Raw genomic sequence first — 18,535 nt, forward strand, 5'->3', positions numbered from 1 at the left:
TCCCCGCCGCCGACGCACCCATCAACAACGGCAACATCACCCTCGGCTACTACGACGACGACCTCCCCCAGTCGATCGCACAGGGAACCACAACCACGACGTTCACTCTCGACGCCGACAGCCGCCGCTCAGTCCAGACCACCACCGACCCGAGCGGCACCAGCACCACGACCCGCCGCTACACCGACGGCAGCGACAACCCCGCCTGGAGCGACACCACGACCAGCGCGGGCACCACCACTGCCCGGTACGCCGAATCCATCGGCGGCGACCTCTCCGTCACGATTGACGACACCACTGGCGCCACAAGCCGCGGCGACGCCTCACTCTCCCTCGCCAACACCCACGGCGACGTCGTCACCACCGTCACGGTCCCCGCCACCGACGCCAGCACCACGCCAGCCACCACCGTCACCGGCTGGGCCACCTACGACGAGTACGGCAACACCACCGCCGCCGACCCCGTCGACGGACCTCTCGGCTACGGCTGGCTCGGCGCCAAACAACGCTCCACCACCACCTCCACGGCAGGTCTCACCCTAATGGGCGTGCGGCTCTACATGTCCCAGCGCGGTTTGTTCACCTCGATCGACCCCGTTGCTGGTGGCAATGACTTTTCTCTTGGATACCCCGCCGATCCAATTAATCGATCGGATATCAGTGGAAGGTTCTGGGGCAGTAAGCGCCTCGCGAGTTGGTGGTCGGCGGGCAAGAGGAGGGCCAAGGCGGCGTATCGATGGGCGTCGCAGTACGATTACGGGACAGCAGCGGCAGGCGTGGTAAACACCGGTTGGGCTGCGTTCAAGATTTACAAAGGGATTAGGCTAGCCAAGGCGACGCCATGGTGTGCCGCTTATGGCGGACCTTGGGGTGGAGCGGCCTGCGGCGGCGCGGCCGTCTACCAGTTGGGGACCGGTGGATTGAAGGCATATCGTGGCTTCCGCCAGCTGCATGCGTTCTACAAGAAGCCGCGCTGTTATTCACGCTGCGGATTCCGAGGGCAGGCCAGTCGATTCGCTCGTGGAGTGCTTCCGAACTTTGCTGGGCATTGGGCAGACAAGTATGGATGGTTGCCGTGAATCGCCCGCACCGAGTAGGCAATGGGTATAATAGTGGAGTGGTAGTCAGAACATGGGCCGTTCGGTTGGCGTTAGTCGCCGTGTTGGTTCTGTTTGCGAGCGGCTTGGTGCTTGCTTCATCATTCGTTGTAGACTATCCCCAATGGGTAGTGGTTTCGTCCTTGCTGGTCGGTGCAATGGCAGCAGCGCTCGTGGCCCTATCCGCTTGGCGCTTCGGCCGGGCGGAAGGAGAATCGCGGGTGAGGGCTGCGCGAGGAGCGGCTGCTTCGCTTCTGCGTTTCATTCGGGATTTTCTTTAATGGCGGCCTGAAGCGTCGGGACTTTCGTTCCGCCCTCATACGGGCTGCTCCTGCGGGGTGAAGGCAGCGTAGTGGGCTTGCTCGTGCTCTGCCGGGGTGCGCATCTCGAGGGTGCTGTGCAGGCGTCGATTGTTCCGCCAGTCGACCCAGCCGGCGGTGGCGTACCCGACGTCGGCCAGGGTCTTGTAGGGGCCGTGGTGGAAGACCTGGGTGCGGACGCACTCGGTCTTGTACACGCCGATGATCGACTCCATGAGTCCGTTCGGGGTGGGCGGTGAACTCCCGGTGAGCAGATCACCCGCGCGGGTACCGTCACGGCGCGGGGCCGTGGTGCGCACTCCCTTGCCGCGTCGGATGCCGTTCCGGCCCAACGCGCGCATCAGCCGGTCGGTGGTGTTGTAGGACACCTTCAGGCCTTGGCGGCGCAGGTGTGCGGTCATCTTCCGGCGTCCGTGCAACCCTTCCGGGATACTTGCCGTGGTGATGATCGCGTCCATCACGATCGCGTCGGCGTGGGTGCGGGCGGCGCCCGGTCGCGCTTGGCGCCACGCCAGGTACGTTCGTGCGGCGACCTGGCAGCCCTGCTCGGACAGGACCCGACAGATCGACTCGACCGCATGGCCCTCGGCGCGCTGGGCGTCGACGAGGGCCACGATCGGCGGTTTCGGGAGTCGAGCTCTCCCACGAAGAAAGTCGTGGCCACCTTCAGGATCGCGTTGTCCTCTTCGAGGCGGCGCACCTTGGCCTTGAGGGCCTTGATCTCGGCCTGCTCGGCCGACGTGGTCCCCGCCCGGGTCCCCGCGTCGACCTCGGCATCGACCACCCACCCGCGAACGGTCTCCCGACCCAGGCCGAGCTGCTTGGCCACCGCCGCGGCGGCTGCCGTCACCGACGCATACTCCTGCTGATGCCCGGTGACCATCCGCACCGCCCGGGCCTTCACCTCGGGGCTGATCTTCTTGGGCATGTTCCGTCCTCTCTGACTCACACAGAGGCGGCATCAAACCCCCCGACGCTTCAGGATCGCAGGAGGCCTTGCCCTCTCGGGTGGGCTGTTCGGTCATGTTGGTGACCCACAGGGCGTTAGCCCGGCTGGGGGCGAAGTCGCCGCTTGACCAGGTCGGCCGCGAACGTCTCCGGTTTGACGGCTGACCCGTCGCCTGCGACCCGGTAGCCCCGACAGGCCGGCCCGGCGCACCAGCAGCTCGATCTCGCCGTGCGCTTCCACGACGCCGTGCCCGAGGACGAACTCGGCCCTCGCCCGGCTGGGCCCCGTAGGTGCCGCGGGAGACGGCGTGGAGCGCACAGATCGTCTCGCTTAGATGCGCGTGACGCACCGCCCGTGCCTAGGGCGGCCGGTCGCGCCACTCGTAGTGCCCCGACTCAGCGACCCTCAGGAAGCGGCAGCACAGCTGCACCGGGTGCCCCGCACCAGCCATCTTGCCGGTAGCCGCGTACCGGCATCTGGGGGCACTGGCGGCTTAAGGATCTCCATGGCCTGGTTCGCGGCGGCCAGCTCGGTCAACAACGCGGGATCTTCCGGTTGGCCGCCGCCGCCCGCTCGCCCTTCTCACCCGCTCCTAACTCGGTTCAACGCCGCGGTCGATTCGGCCCTGGCGAGGCCAGGTCTAGGTGGTGTGGTCACCGATCTCCAAGTCGCGAGCGATGTCGGCGACCCTGAGTTGAGTCCGCCAAGGTGGTGTACGAGCAGCCGGTGACCGTGTCGCTACCGATGTGAGCGGCGGTCACCGGGTGATTCTTCGAGAGATCTTCCACAACCCACTCGAAGAGGAGCACCACGATGACCGCTTCCAGGCAAGTACCTGAAGCAAGGGGCCGCTGGGGTGGGCGCTGGCTCCCTCGCGTACTTGGGTGCCCGGGCCATCCCACGAGCGCACGAGACTCGTTATCGAGAGAAGAACAGGTATCGAGTGTATGAAATGATGTACCGTTCACCCAGAGGCAGATGGCACACTTACAAGTACGGGATTAGCTCCACGGGATCCGCCCGACCTGAATCTCAAATCGACGGATGCACGAAGCATATGCGAACTGCCTGCACGTTCAAATGGAAGGGTGGAAGCTATCGCGGCTACTACCGGGCCCGCAAAGTGGAGTACGGCTATATTCGAGGTTATCGTATGCGCTACGGGCACTGCCCAATCGGGCAGCTTTGGTCTTGCAAATAGGAGCCGTCTTGGCAACGTTTGACCCGATCTTCTCCAATCAAGGGCGGAGTCGTGAAATTGCTTTGCTTCGCGACCGCTGGGGTGCGCTGTTTAGCAATGATAGGCCCCTTTGGCTCGATTGGATAAGCTTGTCAATGGGTGAGGGCGCCAGTTTCCTTCTAACGTGGCGCCTAGAGAATGGCTCGGGACGTTCTGATACGGCAGAATTTGAGGCCGGGCCGGGGCGATCCTTTGATCTGCGAGTTCGAGAAAACCCCGAATGGTATGCCCGTTTCTCCACTGCGACGGAAGTGACCTCTAGCCATGTCGCGACTGTTCAAAGTGTTCTGGATGACTTTGCCGGGGCAATAGGTGCGGTCCCGCCTCCGCGTCTAAGGCGGACAAGGAAAGAGTCGGCAGATTCGTCCGCGAACGCCGCCTTGAACGTCCACAAGTTGAAAACGCTTTGGCAGTCCTTGCCGCCCACGGGCGCTGAGGTTGAAGATCTTGGCCGTCACCTATGCGCGATGCTTAACGTTCGCGACGAGTCCGTAGCGCGGGCCTATTCGCGCCTTCTTGTGACGCCTGCGGCTGTGCGGCATGCACTCCGGCGGCGCCTTTTCGAGGCAGGCGCGAATGGCTCGCCGGACGGGACCGATGCCACCGATACCTGTGGCCCATCAGGCTCGATCGACGATGAGCGTCTCTGGCAACTCCTGCAGTCGTATGCAAATATCGAAAGCGTCGGGTGCCAAGAAACTCTAAATCTTGATGAGCATGCTCGTCGAAATCTCGAACGGGTCAGAAACGTCCTTGATCTCGACTGAAGGGATCGACCGCACGGAGCGACAGTTGGCGGTAGGACGGTTCGGCACGGTTAAGGCCGGCTACCCTGAGATGCTCGGCGCGAGGCGGGTCAACCGGGCGCCCAAGAGAGGAGACCTGGGAGCCACGCGGTGGATCGACCGCAGGGCCCCTCTCCGTTTATTGGGAAGGGAGCGCTGGCCAGCGCGTCAAGCGAGCCAACGTGGCCGTGCCGCGACGCGTCCGCTGACCGAGCCGGCCGCCCGGCAGCCCCCTGCCAGCCAGACTCCCACGACTTGGGCCAGCGCCAGTTCGCTATCGGGGAGAATCGTTCCGTGGCCGAGTACTTGGACAGCAGACCATCACTTTGCGCTCCGGTGGGCAAGGATTGCGGCCGTCCTTTTGGCCGGCCTCGCCATGTTGGGCCCCGGATTGCTGTTCCTGCTTGACCCCGACTCTCATCTGTACATCCAGGTCTTCGGCACGGCGATCCTGTGCATCCTCGCGATTGCTGCCCGTCGGCCCGCGGCCACGCTCAACTCGGGCCCATTGCGGTATGGCGATCGCGCACGATCTGGGACGCTCTGATCCCGTTAGTGTTCCCGTTCTACCTAGGTGGAGAAGCCGCGGACCGCGGATTTGTACCGTGGTGGCTTGCATGGCCCCTGTGGGCGGCCGCTGCAGCAGTCCAGGTGGGGATCTGGCCGATAGAGCGCCGTCGTGCGGCAACTAATGAACCAACACCATCTCGTGAGCTCAAGTTCGGATTGCCTTGCCGTTACCGCGCAGAAGAAGCCACGCCAGGCTGCGCACTAGATGGTCACGAGGGCCGTGTGCCACTCCACTTCCATGCCGACCGTAGGAAACCGATATGGAGGCTCCTTCGCAGAGCCGTCGCCACGTTGACCGGCGCGACCAAGTTGTGCGTCCTTCCGCCGCGTAGCGACCGCATGATGCCTTGATGCAGGAGGCCGTGCGCGTGACGTCCGCTGGGATCTACCCCGACGGAGAGGACCCTTGCGTGGTGTGGTGGCCGGCTTCGCCATTGCACATTGCAATGGGTTGCGGCCAGAGGAACACTGGAATGTGGCCAGGAGCAGCGAGGCCGTCGGTCCACCCATCGCCCAGCGCCCCCCAGCGCGCTCGCCACGGCGGCGACGGGCAGCCTCGAGCGGCCCGGCAGAAGTGGCAGCCCCGCAACTAGCGGCGATGCTCCACACCGCGCGCGTGAAGGCATTCCTCGGCCGGCTCCCCGACGCCGCGGCCGAAGGGGACGTTCCAGCCGATCCGGCCTTGGCCGCGCTAATCGATCACACCGCAGCGATGTACGCCCAGGCGATTACCGACTCGACGAGGGCGGCCTACGCCCGTCGCTGGACTCTATTCGAGGAGTGGTGCGCGACCCAGGAGCTGGCGTCGCTGCCGGCGGCACCGGAGGCGGTCATGCTCTATCTGACGACGACCGTGGGGACCAAGGCCTACTCACTGCCGACGATCCGCGGCTGGGTGGCAGCCATCAACCGAGTGCACATCGAGGCCGGCCTGCCGGCCCCCGGCATGGATCCAGGAGTCACCCTGTTGATGCGAGGGCTGAGCCGAAGCCAGCGACCCCGGCCTCCTCATCCGTCGATGTCCGCGCTGAAGATCGCTGAAGTCCGAACGGTGTGCGAGCTTCTCGATCGCCATGCGCGGCGTCCCATCGACCTGCGGGACCGGGCGGTATTGGCGTTGCACCGCGTAGGGCTCGGTGATGGTGAGATCGCGCGCCTTCGTCTCCAGGACGTCGAGATCGGGTCGGCTCGTGCCCTTGTCACCGTCCGGGCCACCGAACGCACCCCACCCCGTGAAGTGATCCTCCGACACGGACCCAAGACCGGCCCCGACCCACTGGAGGCTCTCACCCAGTTCGTCGAACTCCGCGGCACCGAGCCCGGCCATCTCTTTGTCAGCTCGGCGGCGCACCGTCACCAGCGTCCGCTCTCGGCCAAGGGAATCTACTCCATCCGCCACTCACGAAGCGGGGCTCTCTCCTCTCATCCGGAGAGTCCTGAGCTCGACGAAGTGATCGACGTTCTCGGTCGCGACGACAGCGAGGTGCTGCGTGACAAGGCGCTGATTCTGCTCGGCTTCGCGGGAGCCTTTCGTCGCGTCGATCTCGTCCGGCTCCGGTGGTCCGACATCACCCTGAAATCGAATGGCCTGCTCGTGCTCGTCCGTCACTCCAAGACCGACCAAGCCGGCCGCGGACGGAGCGTCGGCATCCCTCGCGGCCAGAGCGAGGTCACCTGCCCGGTGCGGGCCGTTCTCGCCTGGCGAGGCCGCTGCGAACAACGCTTTGGCGCCGACCGCTTGTCGGACCTGCCATGCTTCGTTCGGGTCGGGCGGTCGGGACGGCTGGGTACGGACCCCCTCACCCCGGAAGCGCTCGCCTACCTCGTCCGGCGACGAGCCGAGCAAGCTGGCCTCGAGGGAAGATGGGGAGGGCGCAGCCTACGCGCCGGGTTCATCAGCACCGCCGCCGACCTGGACATCCCCCTTCACAAGATCGCCCGCCAGAGTGGCCATGCCACCCTCGACAGCCTGATCCGGTACATCCGCGCCGACGATCCCTTCCGCGCCAACCCGGCCGACAGGCTCGGCTTGTAGCCATGACGACCCGGTCCGACCTGGCAGCCCGCGGCGCATCCACCCGCAGGCTCCGCGCCGCAGACCGCGAGTGGCGCCGACTGGAGGAGTTCTGCGGACCCCTCGGCCTGAGCCTGACCGAGGAGTCCGTCGTGCTCTACCTGACCCATACACACCTGACCCGCTCAACCACCGGACGAACAGCCCGCACCACCCTTCAACTCCTCGACCTGGCCGCCATCACGCGCGGTACGACCCCGTGGAGTCGAAGCCCCGACGTGGGGCGGTTCCTGCAGGGTCTGCACGTGCAAGCCCCGCTTGGTGGCTCCCCCCGAGCCGACCCCCTCTACCCGGAACTGGTGCGCGCCCTGGTGGACGCCACTATGCGCCCGACCCACGACCAGCTCAGAAACCGGGCAGCAGTCCTTCTAGCCCACACGACCGGGCTACCCAACACTGTTCTTGCAGAACTGCGGTGGCGAGATCTCTCCTTCAGCCGCTCAGGCGTCGAGATTCACGTCCGTGACCACTGGTACACCCACCTGCGAAATCTCATGCTGCACCTCCACCAGGACCCCGACACCCGCATCTGTCCCCTCAATGCCCTCCGCGTCCTACGGCGCGCCGATGCCGCCGGCGACGATCTCGTGCTCGGATCAGAGACCGGCAAATGCCACGTCTCTCGCCTCGGACTCGCAACGCGGCAACTGCCCTACCAACCCCACCCGACTGCGAAGTCCAAAGCCCGGGCGGTATCCGTGGTGTTCCAGCTGACCCAGCCCGGACCTCAGCAGATCCGTGACCGCGCCATCATCCTGACAAGCTACGGCGCCGCGCTGCGCGGTCGTGAAGCCCTTGCGCTGAGACAGTGCGACGTCGAGGACCTCCCGAACGGACTCCTCCTGCGGGTAGCGGGAAGAAGGCGAGCGGTCGGGCTACCGACTGCAGAGAATCCCCTCTACTGCCCCCGAGAGGCGTGGCGGGACTGGCTGGGCAGACTGGATCCACGCCAATGCCACGCCGACCAGCGGGCATTCCTCCAGGTCTCCGCCTCAGCCGTGTGGAACCTCCCCCTATCACCGATGGGGCTGAACTACCTGATCCATCAGCGCTGCGGCCAGGCGCGCCTCAAGGGCCACTACACGTTCACCAGCCTTCGCGTCGGATTCATCCGCAACAGCATCCGAAACGACGCCCAAGCACACCGCATCGCCAGCGCCGCCGACCTCACATCCCTACTGAGCGTCGAGCGCCACGCCGTCCGAGAGACGATCCTGTCCGACAACGTCGCTGGCATCATCGGCCTTTGAGCACACGCGGGGCGCCGCCGAGCTCGAGGTTCTGGCGGGGGGCAAACCGTAGATCCGCGCGCCGAACCGGCACCTGGTTATGCCCCAGTTCTGCCCAAAGGGTCCCGGTATGAGCATGATGTTGAGCCAAAACTGCAGGTCAAAGGCTCGTAGGTCGTGGTCGGGGTGACAGGATTTGAACCTGCGACCTCTTCGTCCCGAACGAAGCGCGCTACCAAGCTGCGCCACACCCCGTGGCATGTCGCCGAGGCCTGACGGCCGCAGCGACACCCGAGGATAGCCGACCACCCTCGGCCACCCGAAATCGGTCCGTCCGCGGAGCGAGGACGCCTCAGGCGGCGGCGTCCGCGTCCTGCGCGACGAGGGTGAGCAGGGTCGCCTCCGGCCGGCAGGCGAAGCGCACCGGCGCGTAGGGCGAGGTGCCCAGGCCGGCCGACACGTGCAGCCACGCGGCGTCGTGCGGGGCGTCCGACGAGGGCCGCACCGGCCCGCCATCGCGCCGGGACCCGGCGCCGTCCCACCAGCGGGAGACCCCCTTGGCGCGCGAGGTATCGAGGTCGCAGTTGGTCACGAGCGCACCCCAGAGCGGCACCGCGAGCTGGCCGCCGTGGGTGTGCCCGGCGAGGACGAGACCGGCGCCGTCGGACACCATCGCGTCGAGCACCCGCTGGTACGGCGCGTGGACCAACCCCATCGTCAGCGCCACGTCGTCGCGGGCCGGGCCGGCCACCTCGTGGTAGCGGTCGTAGTCGACGTGCGGGTCGTTGACGCCGACGAGCTCGACCCGGTGCTCACCCATGCCGACCACCGTGCGGTCGTTGTTGAGGTCGGCCCAGCCGCCCGCGCGCAACCCGTCGACGAGCTCACCGACCGGCAGGTCGCTGCGCTTCTTCGGGGCCTTCGCGTAGTCCGGCGTGAGGTAGCGCGCCGGGTTCTTGGGCATCGGCCCGAAGTAGTCGTTCGAGCCGAGGACGAACGCCCCGGGGAACTCCATCAGGGGCTCCATCGCCCGCAGCAGCGGTGGGACCGCCTCGACGTGCGCGAGGTTGTCGCCGGAGTTGACGACGAAGTCCGGGCGCAGCGCGGCGAGCGAGCGGACCCACTCGATCTTCTTCCGCTGCCCCGGCGTGAGGTGCAGGTCGGACACCTGGAGGATGCGCGCCGGGGCCGACCCGGCGGGGAGCACCGGCACCGCGAACCGACGCAGCGTGAACCACGTCCGCTCGACGAGGGCGGCGTAGGCCACCGCGGCGGCTCCGGCGCCGACGAGCCCGCCGACGGCGCGCAGGGCGGTTCGGGTGGTGTCCTCCATCGGGCCATCCTCGCAAACGACCCGGCCCGGCGAGGAATCCCGGGTGCTCGGGCTGCGCGCCGGGTGGGAGACTGGCCGCATGAACGCCACGAGCCTCAAGGCGCAGCTCCAGAGCGACCTGCACGACGCGATGAGGGCGCGCGACACCGTCCGCTCCTCCACCCTGCGGATGGCCCTCACCGCCGTGACGACCGCCGAGGTGGCCGGCGACGAGGCCCGTGAGCTCGACGACGACGAGGTGCTCAAGGTCGTCGCCAAGGAGGCCAAGAAGCGCCGTGAGGCCTCCACCGCCTACCGCGAGGCGGGGCGCCCGGAGCTCGCCGACACCGAGGACGCCGAGCTCGCCGTCCTCGAGACCTACCTGCCCGCCCAGCTCGGCGACGACGAGCTGCGGGCCATCGTCGAGCGGGCCGTGGCGTCCACCGGTGCGTCCGGCATGGCCGACATGGGCCGGGTCATGAAGGCCGCCCAGGGCGAGGTCGCCGGCCGCGCCGAGGGCGGGCGGGTCGCCGGCCTCGTCAGGGCGGTCCTCTCCGGGCGCTGACCTCAGCCGTTGGGCGGTGGCGGGAGGACGACGCCGCCCCCGCCGCCGCCACGGCCGCGTCCCGGCTTGGTCGGCTGGGGATCCGGCTGCTGCTGCTGCGCCGGGCCGGAGGAGATGAGCAGGGTCACCGTCGAGCCCGGGAGGGCGCTGCCGGACGGCGAGGTGCCGGCGACCGTGCCCTGCGGGGCGTTGCTCGCGATCGTGCTGCCGACGGTGCTCTCGAACCCGGCGTCCTTGAGGATGGCCGCCGCGCTGCCGGGGCTGCGACCGAAGACGTTCGGGAGGTCCTGGAGGTTGCCCCGCTTGGCGGCCTCGCTCGGCGCCGGGAAGTCCTTGGGGTCCATCCCGGCCGTGAGCCGCTTCATCGTCGCGGCCCACACCGGAGCGGACACCGTGCCACCGAAGACCTCGCTGAAGCAGCCGTACTTCCCGAAGCACTTGCCGTTGAGGGAGAACAGGTTGTTGTTCTTGTCGGCCACGACCACGTTGCCGATCCAGACCGCGGCGGCGAGCTGCGGGGTGTACCCGACGAACCAGCCCTGGTTGTGCTTCTCGGTGGTGCCGGTCTTGCCGGCCGCCGGGCGGGCCTCGACGTTCCAGTTGCCCTCGGCGGTGCCGCCGTTGCGCAGGGTGCCCTTGAGCAGGTAGGTGGCGGCGTTGGCGACGTCGGCGGTGATGACCTGCTTGCACGACGTCTTCGGGATCTTGATGACCTTCTTGTCGGGCGTGGTGATCGAGACGATCGGGCTCGGCTCGCAGTACTTGCCGTTCGCCGCGAGGGTCGCGTAGGCGCTCGCGAGGTCCAGCGGGGTCGTGGTGCCGGAGCCCAGCGTGGCGTCCGAGAGGCCACCGTTGATCTTCTGGCCGTCGGCGCGGTGGACGCCCATCTTGGCCATCGTGTCGAGGACGTTGCACGGGCCGACGTCGATGGTCAGCTGGGCCGCCCAGGTGTTGATCGACTTCGAGATGCCCTCGGCGAGGCTCATCATCCGGCCGCCGATGGCGTAGTCGTTCGTGACGCCCCACGGCTTGTTCGCGCCGCACGGGGCGCCCACCACCTTCGGTCCCTTGAAGAGGTACTCCTTCTTCGCGGTGGCGAACGGCACCTTGATCTTGCCGTCGAGCGGCATGCCCTGGGAGAGCGCCGTGACGAGGCCGAAGACCTTGGCCGTCGAGCCGAACTGGTACCCGTAGGGCCCGCCGCCGTAGATCTTGTCGACGTTCCAGTTGGTCTGGTTCTTCTCGAAGTCCGACGCCTGGCCCATCGCGACGACCTTGCCGGTGCCCGGCTCGACGACCGAGATGGCACCGCCGAGGTTGCTCTTGTTGCCGATCGGGACGGCCTTGGTGATCTCCTGCTGGGTGATCTTCTGCATCTCCGGGTCGAGCGTCGTCCGGATGGTCAGGCCACCCTGGTTGATCCGCTTGAGGCGCTCCTCGGGCGTCTTGCCGAGCGCCGCCAGCTGCGGCGAGTGCTGGAGGTAGGCCATGACGTAGGCGCAGAAGTACGGCTGCGAGCTGCGGTGGCAGACGCCCTTGGCCGGCGTCTTGTGGATCATCTTCTGCACCGGCAGCTTCTTGGCCGCCGCGACGTCGGCCGCCGAGGCGAAGCCGAGCTGCTGCATCCGGGTCAGGACGACGTCGCGCCGGGCCTGTGCCTGCTTGGGGTTGAGGACCGGGTTGTACGCGGTCGGCTGCTGGACGATGCCCGCGAGCAGGGCCGACTGGGCGAGGGTCAGCTTGTCGGCGTGCACCCCGAAGTAGTTGAGGGCCGCCGCCTCGACACCGTAGGCCTGGTCGCCGTAGTAGACGAGGTTGAGGTAGCTGTTGAGGATCTGGTCCTTGGTGTAGTTCTGCTCGACGTTGACGGCGTACTTGAGCTCCTGGAGCTTGCGCGCGTAGTTCTTCGCGGTCGCCGCCTGCGCCGCCTCCTTGTCGCCGGCCCGCAGCGCCTGCTCCTGGAGGGTGATCTTCACGTACTGCTGGGTGAGGGTCGAGGCGCCCTGGACGTCACCGCCCTCGAGGTTGGAGACCATGGCGCGGGTGAAGCCGCGCACGTCGAGGCCGCCGTGCTCGCGGAAGCGGGCGTCCTCGATGGCGATCTGGGCGTTCTGCATGTTCTTGGAGATCTTCGTCAACGGCACGATGATGCGGTTCTCGTCGTACGGGTTGGCGATGACGTGGTTCTTCGCGTCGACGATCTTCGACTGCTGCGCCAGCGGGGAGATGGTGAACTCGGCCGGAAGGTCGTTGAAGAAGTCGACGCCGCTCTTGGCGGCCTGGCCGCCCGCGCCGATCGCCGGCACCGCGATGCCGGCGAGGAGGAGCCCCGCGACCGTGCTCAGCACGACGAAGCCCAGCAGGAGCCTGAGCACGGCGGGGATGTTCTGGGCGCGTCCGTCCATGCGCGACAGGGTAACGCGGGCACCTTGGGATCCCGTCCGCGCGGACCGCGCGGACGCCGCCGCGCGCCGGGGTCGGGCGGTCGGGCGGACCATCGTCCGTTCGGAGGAGGGGTCGACCGTTCGGCCACCGGGGCGACCGCTTCGGACGATACCTGCAGGTCATGTATCAACTTACGGTTTCTTTACGTCCTCATCCGAGAGGGGGCTGAGGACCCCGAGTCAGCGAAACGAGGTGGACATGAGCATCACTCCCGTGACGGCCGCAGCGGCGGCCGAGGGGCAGTGGGTCACCGAGTGGGCCCCGCTGGGGAAGTGCGCGGGGAGCGACCCGGACGCGCTCTTCGTCCAGGGGAAGGCGCAGCGCGCCGCGAAGATCGTCTGCAAGGGCTGCCCGGTCGTGGCCGAGTGCCTCGCCGACGCGCTCGACAACCGCACGGAGTTCGGTGTCTGGGGAGGGATGACCGAACGCGAGCGACGCGCGCTGCTGCGCCGCCGCCCCGACGTGCGATCCTGGACGGCACTGCTGTCCACCGCGAAGGCGCGTGGCTCCGAAGGCGCCATCGCCTGACCCCCGAACCCCCCGGTGGGGCCGACCAAACCCTGCACCGCCCGTGGCACCCCCTGCAGTCGCGGGCACCGGTCGGCCCCACCGGGGCCTTTTTCGCCCGGGGACCTCGTGGTCCCGAGGGCCCGGTCAGTCCGCGCCGAGCGCGGACCCGACGGCGCGCAGGCCGTCGAGGTCGTGGATGTCGGTCGCGCCCGCCGGCACCGTCGAGACCGGCACCCCGGGGTGCGAGGCGACGAACTGCCGCACCCGGGACTCGTGCCGGGACGCGACCTCGGCGAGCGAGGCGTGCAGCCGCAGCAGCGCCGGGGTCGCACCCGCGCCCGCACCCGCCACGGCGTCGGCGTCGTCCGCCCGGTCCTCGAGCTGCTCGGCGGCCGCCATGGCCCGTGACCCGCTGAGCCCCGGCGCCGCGAGGACCTGCATCCGGTTGACCACCACGCCGGCGAGGGGCATCGACTCCGCCGCGAGGCGCTCGACGAAGTAGGCGGCCTCGCGCAGTGCGTCCCGCTCGGGCGCCGCGACGACGACGAAGGCCGTGGAGGGCTCCTTGAGCAGGGCGTAGGTGACGTCCGCGCGCTCGCGGAAGCCGCCGAACATCGTGTCGAGGGCGGCGACGAAGGTCTGCACGTCGGCCAGGAACTGGCCGCCGAGGACCTTCGAGAGCGTCGCCGCCGCGAGGTTGGCACCGACGGAGAAGACCTTGAGGTAGGCCCGCCCGCCGGCCCGCGCCGGCGCCATGAGCAGGCGGATGAAGCGCCCGTCGAGGAAGGACCCGAGCCGCTTCGGGGCGTCGAGGAAGTCGAGGGCGGAGCGCGACGGCGGGGTGTCGACGACGACGAGGTCCCAGGTGCCCTCGCGGTCGGCCTGCGCCCGCAGCTGGCCGAGCTTCTCCATCGCCATGTACTCCTGCGTGCCCGCGAACGAGCTGGAGACCGCCTGGTAGAAGGGGTTGGCGAGGATCTGCTCCGCCTTGTCCGGGGCGGAGTGGGCGAGCACGACCTCGTCGAAGGTCCGCTTCATGTCGAGCATCATCGCGTCGAGCGACCCGCCCGCCTCCGTCCCGACCCCCCCGACCGGGCGCGGGGTGTTGTCGAGCTCGGTGAGGCCGAGCGACTGCGCGAGCCGGCGGGCGGGGTCGATGGTGAGGACGACGACCCGGCGACCGGCCTCCGCGGCCCGGACACCGAGCGCGGCGGCCGTCGTCGTCTTGCCGACCCCACCACTGCCGCAGCACACGATGATGCCGGTGGCCGGGTCGGCGAGCAGGGCGTCGACGTCGAAGGGTTCGGTCACCGTGCGCGGGGCCATCAGCGGACCCCCTGCTCGATGAGCTCGTCGGCGAGGACCGAGACCCCGCCGTCGTCCGTGCCCCCGGCGAGCACCGGCAGGGTGAGAGTCGGCAGGGCCAGCGCGTCGACCTCGGCACCGAGGTCGCGCTCGAGGGCCACGCGGGCGGCGTGGTCGCGGGCCTCGGCGAGCAGCCCGCCAACGGTCCGCGCACCGGAGCGCACCCCGACGGTGGCGAGGTCGGCGCGCACCTCCTCCTCGAGGGCGTCCGGGTCGTCGGCGAGGCGGGCCAGCACGGCATCCGGGAGCAGCGGCTCGCGGACCTGGTTGACGACGACGGCCCCGAGGCCGAAGCCGCCGGCGGACAGCTCAGCCACCGCGTCGGCGGTCTCCTGCACCGGCATCTCCTCGAGGAGGGTCACGACGTGCACGACGCTGCGCCGGCTGCGGAGCATCCGGGTGATCGACTCGGCCTGTCCGTGGATGGGGCCGACCCGGGCGAGGTCGGCGACCTGCTCGTTGACCCCGAGGAAGCGGGCCACCCGGCCGGTCGGCGGGGCGTCGAGGACCACGGCGTCCCACACGAGGTCCCCGTGCCCGCGCTTGTGGCCGGTCGTCCGGCCGACCGCCTCGTAGACCTTGCCGGTGAGCAGCACGTCGCGCACGCCCGGCGCGATGGTCGTCGCGAAGTCGATGACCCCCATCCGCTCGAGGGCGCCACCGGCCCGGCCCAGGCGGTAGAAGGTCTGGAGGTACTCGAGGAGCGCGGCCGTGGCGTCGACCGACAGCCCCCACAGCTCGCCGCCCGAGGGGTCCTGGACGAGCCGGACCTCGTCGGTGCCGAGCGGGGAGACCCCGAAGGTCTGGCTGATGCCCTGCCGGCCCTCGACCTCGACGAGGAGGACGCGGCGGCCCTGCCGGGCGAGCGCGAGGCCGAGTGCCCCGGCGACGGTCGTCTTGCCGACGCCGCCCTTGCCGGTGACGACGTGCAGGCGGACGCCGTCGAGGACGCGCTCGAGGGGAGGGGCCGCCATGGGGCCAGCGTAGGTGTCGGCGCGCCGGGGGCTCAGTGGAGGGTGAGCTCCTCGACCTCGGCCAGGACGAGCAGGTAGGCCGGGTGCTCCGGGTCGATGAGGTCGACGTGGTCGGCGCCCCGGGCGGTCGCGGTGCTCGCCGGGGCGTCGTCGTCGGTGCGCGTGGCGGCGTAGGCGTGCGCGACCTCGGGCGGGACGACGTCGTCGTGCTCGCCGGAGACGAGGGCGACGGGCGCCGTCGAGCGCTGCCGGGCCGGGTCGGCAGCGGCCCACGCGTCGGGCACCTCGTCGGGGGTGCCGCCGAGGAAGGCCCGGGCGGCGTCGTCGCCGAGGTGGAGCCGGTCGGCGGTCGTGAGGTCGGCGACGGGGCCCAGCCCGACGGCGCCGAGGAGGTCGGGGACGCGCCCCTCGGACGCGAGCCAGGTCACGAGGTGTCCGCCGGCCGAGTGCCCGACGAGGACGAGCGGGTCGGGCAGGTCGGTGTCGGCGCGGACGGCGGCGAGCGTGGCGAGGAGGGCCGTCGCGGTGCCCGGCCAGCCGCCGCCCGGCATCCCGGTGCGCGGGTACTCGAGGTTGGCCACGTGGAAGCCGTCGCGGGCGAGCGCCTCGGCGAGGGGGCCGAGGTGTGTGCGGTCATACCGCTCGCGCCAGAACCCGCCGTGGACGAGCGCGACCGTGACGCCGCGGGCGCGGTGCGGGTCGGGCTCGTAGACGTCGTAGACGTCGGTCTGCTCCGGGCCCGTGACCTCGGTGCGGTCGGGCTGGCGGGCCGGGCGGCTCATCACGTCGTCGCTCATCGGGGCCACCGTAGCCCGGCGGCGCCCGCGGGTAGGGTGACGCGCATGCAGAAGTGGGAGTACGCGACCGTGCCGCTCATCGTCCACGCGACGAAGCAGATCCTCGACCAGTGGGGCGAGGACGGCTGGGAGCTCGTCCAGGTGCTCGTCATGCCCGAGGGCAACCTCGTCGCCTACCTCAAGCGGGCGAAGGGCTGACCCGGTGGGCGTCGTCGACGACCGCATCGCCGAGCTCGGGCTGACCCTCCCGGAGGTCGTGCCGCCGGTGGCGGCGTACGTCCCGGCCGTGCTCGACGGCTCACGGGTCTACGTCTCCGGGCAGGTCCCGATGGTCGGGGGCGTGCTGGCCGCGACCGGTCAGGTCGGCGAGCTCGTCGGGCTCGTCTCGGCCGAGAAGGCCCACGAGCTGGCCGCGGTCTGCGCGCTCAACGCGATCGCCGCCATCAAGTCGCTCGTCGGCGACCTCGACCGCGTCGAGCGCATCGTCAAGGTCACCGGCTTCGTGGCCTCCGACCCCTCCTTCACCGGTCAGCCGGGTGTCGTCAACGGCGCCAGCGAGCTGTTCCAGCAGGTCTTCGGCGACCTCGGCGTGCACGCGCGGTCGGCGGTCGGCGTCGCGGCGCTGCCGCTCGGGGCGCCGGTCGAGGTCGAGGTCATCGCCCACGTCCGTGCCTGACGCCGGTCCGGGGCCGGCCCGGGTGCTGCGGCGTCCGGTCCGCGACGAGGGGTTGCTCGAGCGGGCCGAGGCGTGGGTGGGCGCCGGCTCGCCGGCCGGTCCCGAGCCGCGCCCCGCCGCGACGGTGATGCTCGTGCGCGACACCGCGTCCGGGGTGGAGGTGTACGTCCAGCGCCGTGCGGCGACGATGGCGTTCGCGCCGTCGATGGTCGTCTTCCCCGGCGGCCGGGTCGACCCGGCCGACCACTCGCTCGACACCTCGACGCCCGGGCTCGTCGACCTGGCGGCGCACATGGGCGTGGCGGCGGCGGAGGCCGCGCCGTTCGCGGCCGCGGCGGTCCGTGAGGTCGAGGAGGAGTGCGGGGTGCGGGTCGAGGTGGCGGCGCTGCGCGGTCGGGGGCACTGGGTCACACCGGCGTTCGAGCCGCGGCGCTACGACACGTGGATCCTGGCCGCCGGCATGCCCACCGGTCAGGAGGCCCGCGAGACGAGCGGCGAGTCCGACGGCGGTGGCTGGGCGGGGGCCGAGGCCCTGCTCGCGATGGCCGCCGCGGGGCAGGTGCGGATGATGCCGCCCCAGGTGTGGGCGCTGCAGGCGCTCGGGACGTTCGGGACGGCGGCCGAGTTCCTCGCCGACCGGCCGGTCATCCGGCGGGTGACGCCCGTGCTCGAGCAGGACCCCGACGGCACCCTGGTGCTCGTCACTGAGCTTCCCTGACGCCCGCCCGGAGGGACGCCTAGGGTGGACGGATGACCCCGCCGTCCGCGCAGCCGCCGGCCGCGCAGCCACCGCCGTCGGTGCGCGAGCCGTGGGCCGGCGGCGCGGTCACCGAGCGCGCGCACTGCGTCCTCGCCCCGAACCCCGGGCCGATGACCCTCGACGGCACGAACACCTGGGTGCTCCTCGAGCCCGGGTCGACCGACGCCGTCGTCGTCGACCCGGGTCCGCACGGGGACGCGCACCTGCGGGCCGTCCTCGACCACGTGTCCGCCCGCGGAGCCCGGGTCGCCCTGACCGTCCTCACCCACCACCACCACGACCACGCCGAGGCGGCGCCCCGGTTCGCCGAGCTCTCCGGTGCCCCGACCCGCGCCGTCGGTGACGGGCACGACGACCTCGGCGACGGCGACGTCGTGCGCGTCGGCGGCCTCGAGCTGCGGGTCGTCGCCACCCCGGGTCACACCGCCGACTCGCTCTCGTTCGCGCTCCCCGCCGACCACGCCCTGCTCACCGGCGACACGGTCCTCGGCCGCGGCACGACCGTCGTCGCCCACCCGGACGGCGAGCTCGGCGCCTACCTCGACTCGCTCGAGCGCATCGCCGCGCTGACCGGCGGCGGCGACGTCACCCGCATCCTCCCCGGGCACGGTCCGAGCGTCCCGGACGCGTCGGCGATGGTCGCGTTCTACCGGAACCATCGCGCCGAACGGCTGGAGCAGGTGCGCCAGGCCCTCGCCGACGGCGCGGCCGGCGAGCCGGACCCCGTCGAGGGCGTGCTCACCCGGGTGTACGCCGAAGTGCCCCGCGAGGTCTGGCCGGCGGCGCGGCTGAGCATCCGGGCCCAGCTCGACCACCTCGGCGTCCCCTGGTGAACCCCACGCGTATCGGGTGACCCGATACGCCTGC

15 protein-coding genes, 1 tRNA gene and 1 pseudogene are annotated in these 18,535 nt (G+C 69.9%); 10 read left to right on the plus strand and 7 right to left on the minus strand.

Going from position 1 to position 18,535, the window contains the following annotated elements; translation table 11 throughout:
• The coding region (locus tag PKA89_RS11150) for a hypothetical protein (RefSeq protein ID WP_324419397.1) at positions 1–1,079 on the plus strand (1,079 nt) is incomplete at its 5' end.
• A 334-nt stretch (positions 1,080–1,413) separates the two neighbouring features.
• Here PKA89_RS11150 and PKA89_RS11155 read toward each other — a convergent pair.
• A pseudogene (locus tag PKA89_RS11155) lies at positions 1,414–2,345 on the minus strand (integrase core domain-containing protein).
• A 1,230-nt stretch (positions 2,346–3,575) separates the two neighbouring features.
• On the opposite strand from PKA89_RS11155, the gene PKA89_RS11160 reads away from it, so the two are divergent.
• The 3 genes from PKA89_RS11160 to PKA89_RS11170 all read left to right on the plus strand — a co-directional run bounded on the left by PKA89_RS11160 (position 3,576) and on the right by PKA89_RS11170 (position 8,285).
• Entirely contained in the window at positions 3,576–4,373 is a 798-nt protein-coding gene (locus tag PKA89_RS11160) for a hypothetical protein (protein ID WP_324419399.1), read from the plus strand.
• Between the two features lie 1,204 nt (positions 4,374–5,577).
• Positions 5,578–6,996, plus strand: a complete 1,419-nt coding sequence (locus tag PKA89_RS11165) for a tyrosine-type recombinase/integrase (RefSeq protein ID WP_324419401.1) — start codon at positions 5,578–5,580, stop codon at positions 6,994–6,996.
• Between the two features lie 131 nt (positions 6,997–7,127).
• A complete protein-coding gene (locus tag PKA89_RS11170) occupies positions 7,128–8,285 on the plus strand; it encodes a hypothetical protein (protein ID WP_324419403.1) in 1,158 nt (385 codons plus the stop codon).
• 157 nt (positions 8,286–8,442) lie between these two features.
• On the opposite strand, the gene PKA89_RS11175 is transcribed toward PKA89_RS11170, so the two are convergent.
• Together PKA89_RS11175 and PKA89_RS11180 are read right to left on the minus strand one after the other, a co-directional pair.
• Positions 8,443–8,519: transfer RNA gene (locus tag PKA89_RS11175), tRNA-Pro, on the minus strand.
• Between the two features lie 97 nt (positions 8,520–8,616).
• Complete coding sequence (locus PKA89_RS11180; RefSeq protein ID WP_324419406.1) at positions 8,617–9,597, minus strand: metallophosphoesterase; 981 nt, start codon at positions 9,595–9,597, stop codon at positions 8,617–8,619.
• 79 nt (positions 9,598–9,676) lie between these two features.
• Between PKA89_RS11180 and PKA89_RS11185 the strand changes: the two genes are divergently transcribed.
• Positions 9,677–10,141, plus strand: a complete 465-nt coding sequence (locus PKA89_RS11185; protein WP_324419408.1) for a GatB/YqeY domain-containing protein — start codon at positions 9,677–9,679, stop codon at positions 10,139–10,141.
• A 2-nt stretch (positions 10,142–10,143) separates the two neighbouring features.
• On the opposite strand, the gene PKA89_RS11190 is transcribed toward PKA89_RS11185, so the two are convergent.
• Complete coding sequence (locus PKA89_RS11190) at positions 10,144–12,546, minus strand: transglycosylase domain-containing protein (RefSeq protein WP_324419410.1); 2,403 nt, start codon at positions 12,544–12,546, stop codon at positions 10,144–10,146.
• 238 nt (positions 12,547–12,784) lie between these two features.
• On the opposite strand from PKA89_RS11190, the gene PKA89_RS11195 reads away from it, so the two are divergent.
• A complete protein-coding gene (locus PKA89_RS11195) occupies positions 12,785–13,114 on the plus strand; it encodes a WhiB family transcriptional regulator (protein ID WP_324419411.1) in 330 nt (109 codons plus the stop codon).
• Positions 13,115–13,240: 126 nt separating this feature from the next.
• Here the strand turns inward: PKA89_RS11195 and PKA89_RS11200 are convergent, their stop codons facing one another.
• The 3 genes from PKA89_RS11200 to PKA89_RS11210 are packed head-to-tail and all read right to left on the minus strand — an operon-like array spanning position 13,241 to position 16,232.
• The gene (locus tag PKA89_RS11200; protein ID WP_324419413.1) at positions 13,241–14,422 is read right to left on the minus strand and encodes an ArsA family ATPase; all 1,182 of its coding nucleotides are present in this window, start codon (positions 14,420–14,422) and stop codon (positions 13,241–13,243) included.
• Positions 14,422–15,435: an ArsA-related P-loop ATPase gene (locus PKA89_RS11205; protein WP_324419415.1), complete on the minus strand. Its 1,014-nt coding sequence runs from the start codon at positions 15,433–15,435 to the stop codon at positions 14,422–14,424. The genes PKA89_RS11200 and PKA89_RS11205 overlap by 1 nt, the downstream gene beginning before the upstream one ends.
• Positions 15,436–15,467: 32 nt before the next feature.
• Positions 15,468–16,232: an alpha/beta hydrolase gene (locus PKA89_RS11210; RefSeq protein ID WP_324419417.1), complete on the minus strand. Its 765-nt coding sequence runs from the start codon at positions 16,230–16,232 to the stop codon at positions 15,468–15,470.
• A 45-nt stretch (positions 16,233–16,277) separates the two neighbouring features.
• Here PKA89_RS11210 and PKA89_RS11215 point away from each other — a divergent pair, with 45 nt between their 5' ends.
• From PKA89_RS11215 to PKA89_RS11230, 4 genes are read left to right on the plus strand one after another with little or no spacing between them, the layout of a single operon-like run.
• Positions 16,278–16,430 carry a DUF4177 domain-containing protein gene (locus PKA89_RS11215; RefSeq protein WP_143598344.1) on the plus strand — a complete coding sequence of 51 codons (153 nt, stop codon included), beginning with the start codon at positions 16,278–16,280 and terminating at the stop codon, positions 16,428–16,430.
• Between the two features lie 4 nt (positions 16,431–16,434).
• Positions 16,435–16,908 (plus strand): RidA family protein, encoded by a 474-nt coding sequence (locus PKA89_RS11220; protein ID WP_324419419.1) that lies wholly within the window; start codon positions 16,435–16,437, stop codon positions 16,906–16,908.
• Positions 16,901–17,626, plus strand: a complete 726-nt coding sequence (locus PKA89_RS11225; protein WP_324419422.1) for an NUDIX domain-containing protein — start codon at positions 16,901–16,903, stop codon at positions 17,624–17,626. The genes PKA89_RS11220 and PKA89_RS11225 overlap by 8 nt, the downstream gene beginning before the upstream one ends.
• Before the next feature lie 32 nt (positions 17,627–17,658).
• Positions 17,659–18,501 carry an MBL fold metallo-hydrolase gene (locus PKA89_RS11230; protein WP_324419424.1) on the plus strand — a complete coding sequence of 281 codons (843 nt, stop codon included), beginning with the start codon at positions 17,659–17,661 and terminating at the stop codon, positions 18,499–18,501.
• The last annotated feature ends 34 nt before the right edge of the window (positions 18,502–18,535 follow it).

The sequence above is a fragment of the Phycicoccus sp. genome (genome assembly GCF_035325325.1).
Taxonomy (GTDB): Bacteria; Actinomycetota; Actinomycetes; order Actinomycetales; family Dermatophilaceae; genus Phycicoccus.

Excerpts from the sequence above, each read along its gene's own strand:
- PKA89_RS11185 (WP_324419408.1), top strand. The coding sequence starts at position 9,677 with ATGAACGCCACGAGCCTCAAGGCGCAGCTCCAGAGCGACCTGCACGAC.
- PKA89_RS11215 (WP_143598344.1), top strand. The coding sequence starts at position 16,278 with ATGCAGAAGTGGGAGTACGCGACCGTGCCGCTCATCGTCCACGCGACG.
- PKA89_RS11230 (WP_324419424.1), top strand. The coding sequence starts at position 17,659 with ATGACCCCGCCGTCCGCGCAGCCGCCGGCCGCGCAGCCACCGCCGTCG.
- PKA89_RS11200 (WP_324419413.1), bottom strand. The coding sequence starts at position 14,422 with ATGGCCCCGCGCACGGTGACCGAACCCTTCGACGTCGACGCCCTGCTC.
- PKA89_RS11195 (WP_324419411.1), top strand. The coding sequence starts at position 12,785 with ATGAGCATCACTCCCGTGACGGCCGCAGCGGCGGCCGAGGGGCAGTGG.
- PKA89_RS11205 (WP_324419415.1), bottom strand. The coding sequence starts at position 15,435 with ATGGCGGCCCCTCCCCTCGAGCGCGTCCTCGACGGCGTCCGCCTGCAC.
- PKA89_RS11180 (WP_324419406.1), bottom strand. The coding sequence starts at position 9,597 with ATGGAGGACACCACCCGAACCGCCCTGCGCGCCGTCGGCGGGCTCGTC.
- PKA89_RS11190 (WP_324419410.1), bottom strand. The coding sequence starts at position 12,546 with ATGGACGGACGCGCCCAGAACATCCCCGCCGTGCTCAGGCTCCTGCTG.
- PKA89_RS11210 (WP_324419417.1), bottom strand. The coding sequence starts at position 16,232 with ATGAGCGACGACGTGATGAGCCGCCCGGCCCGCCAGCCCGACCGCACC.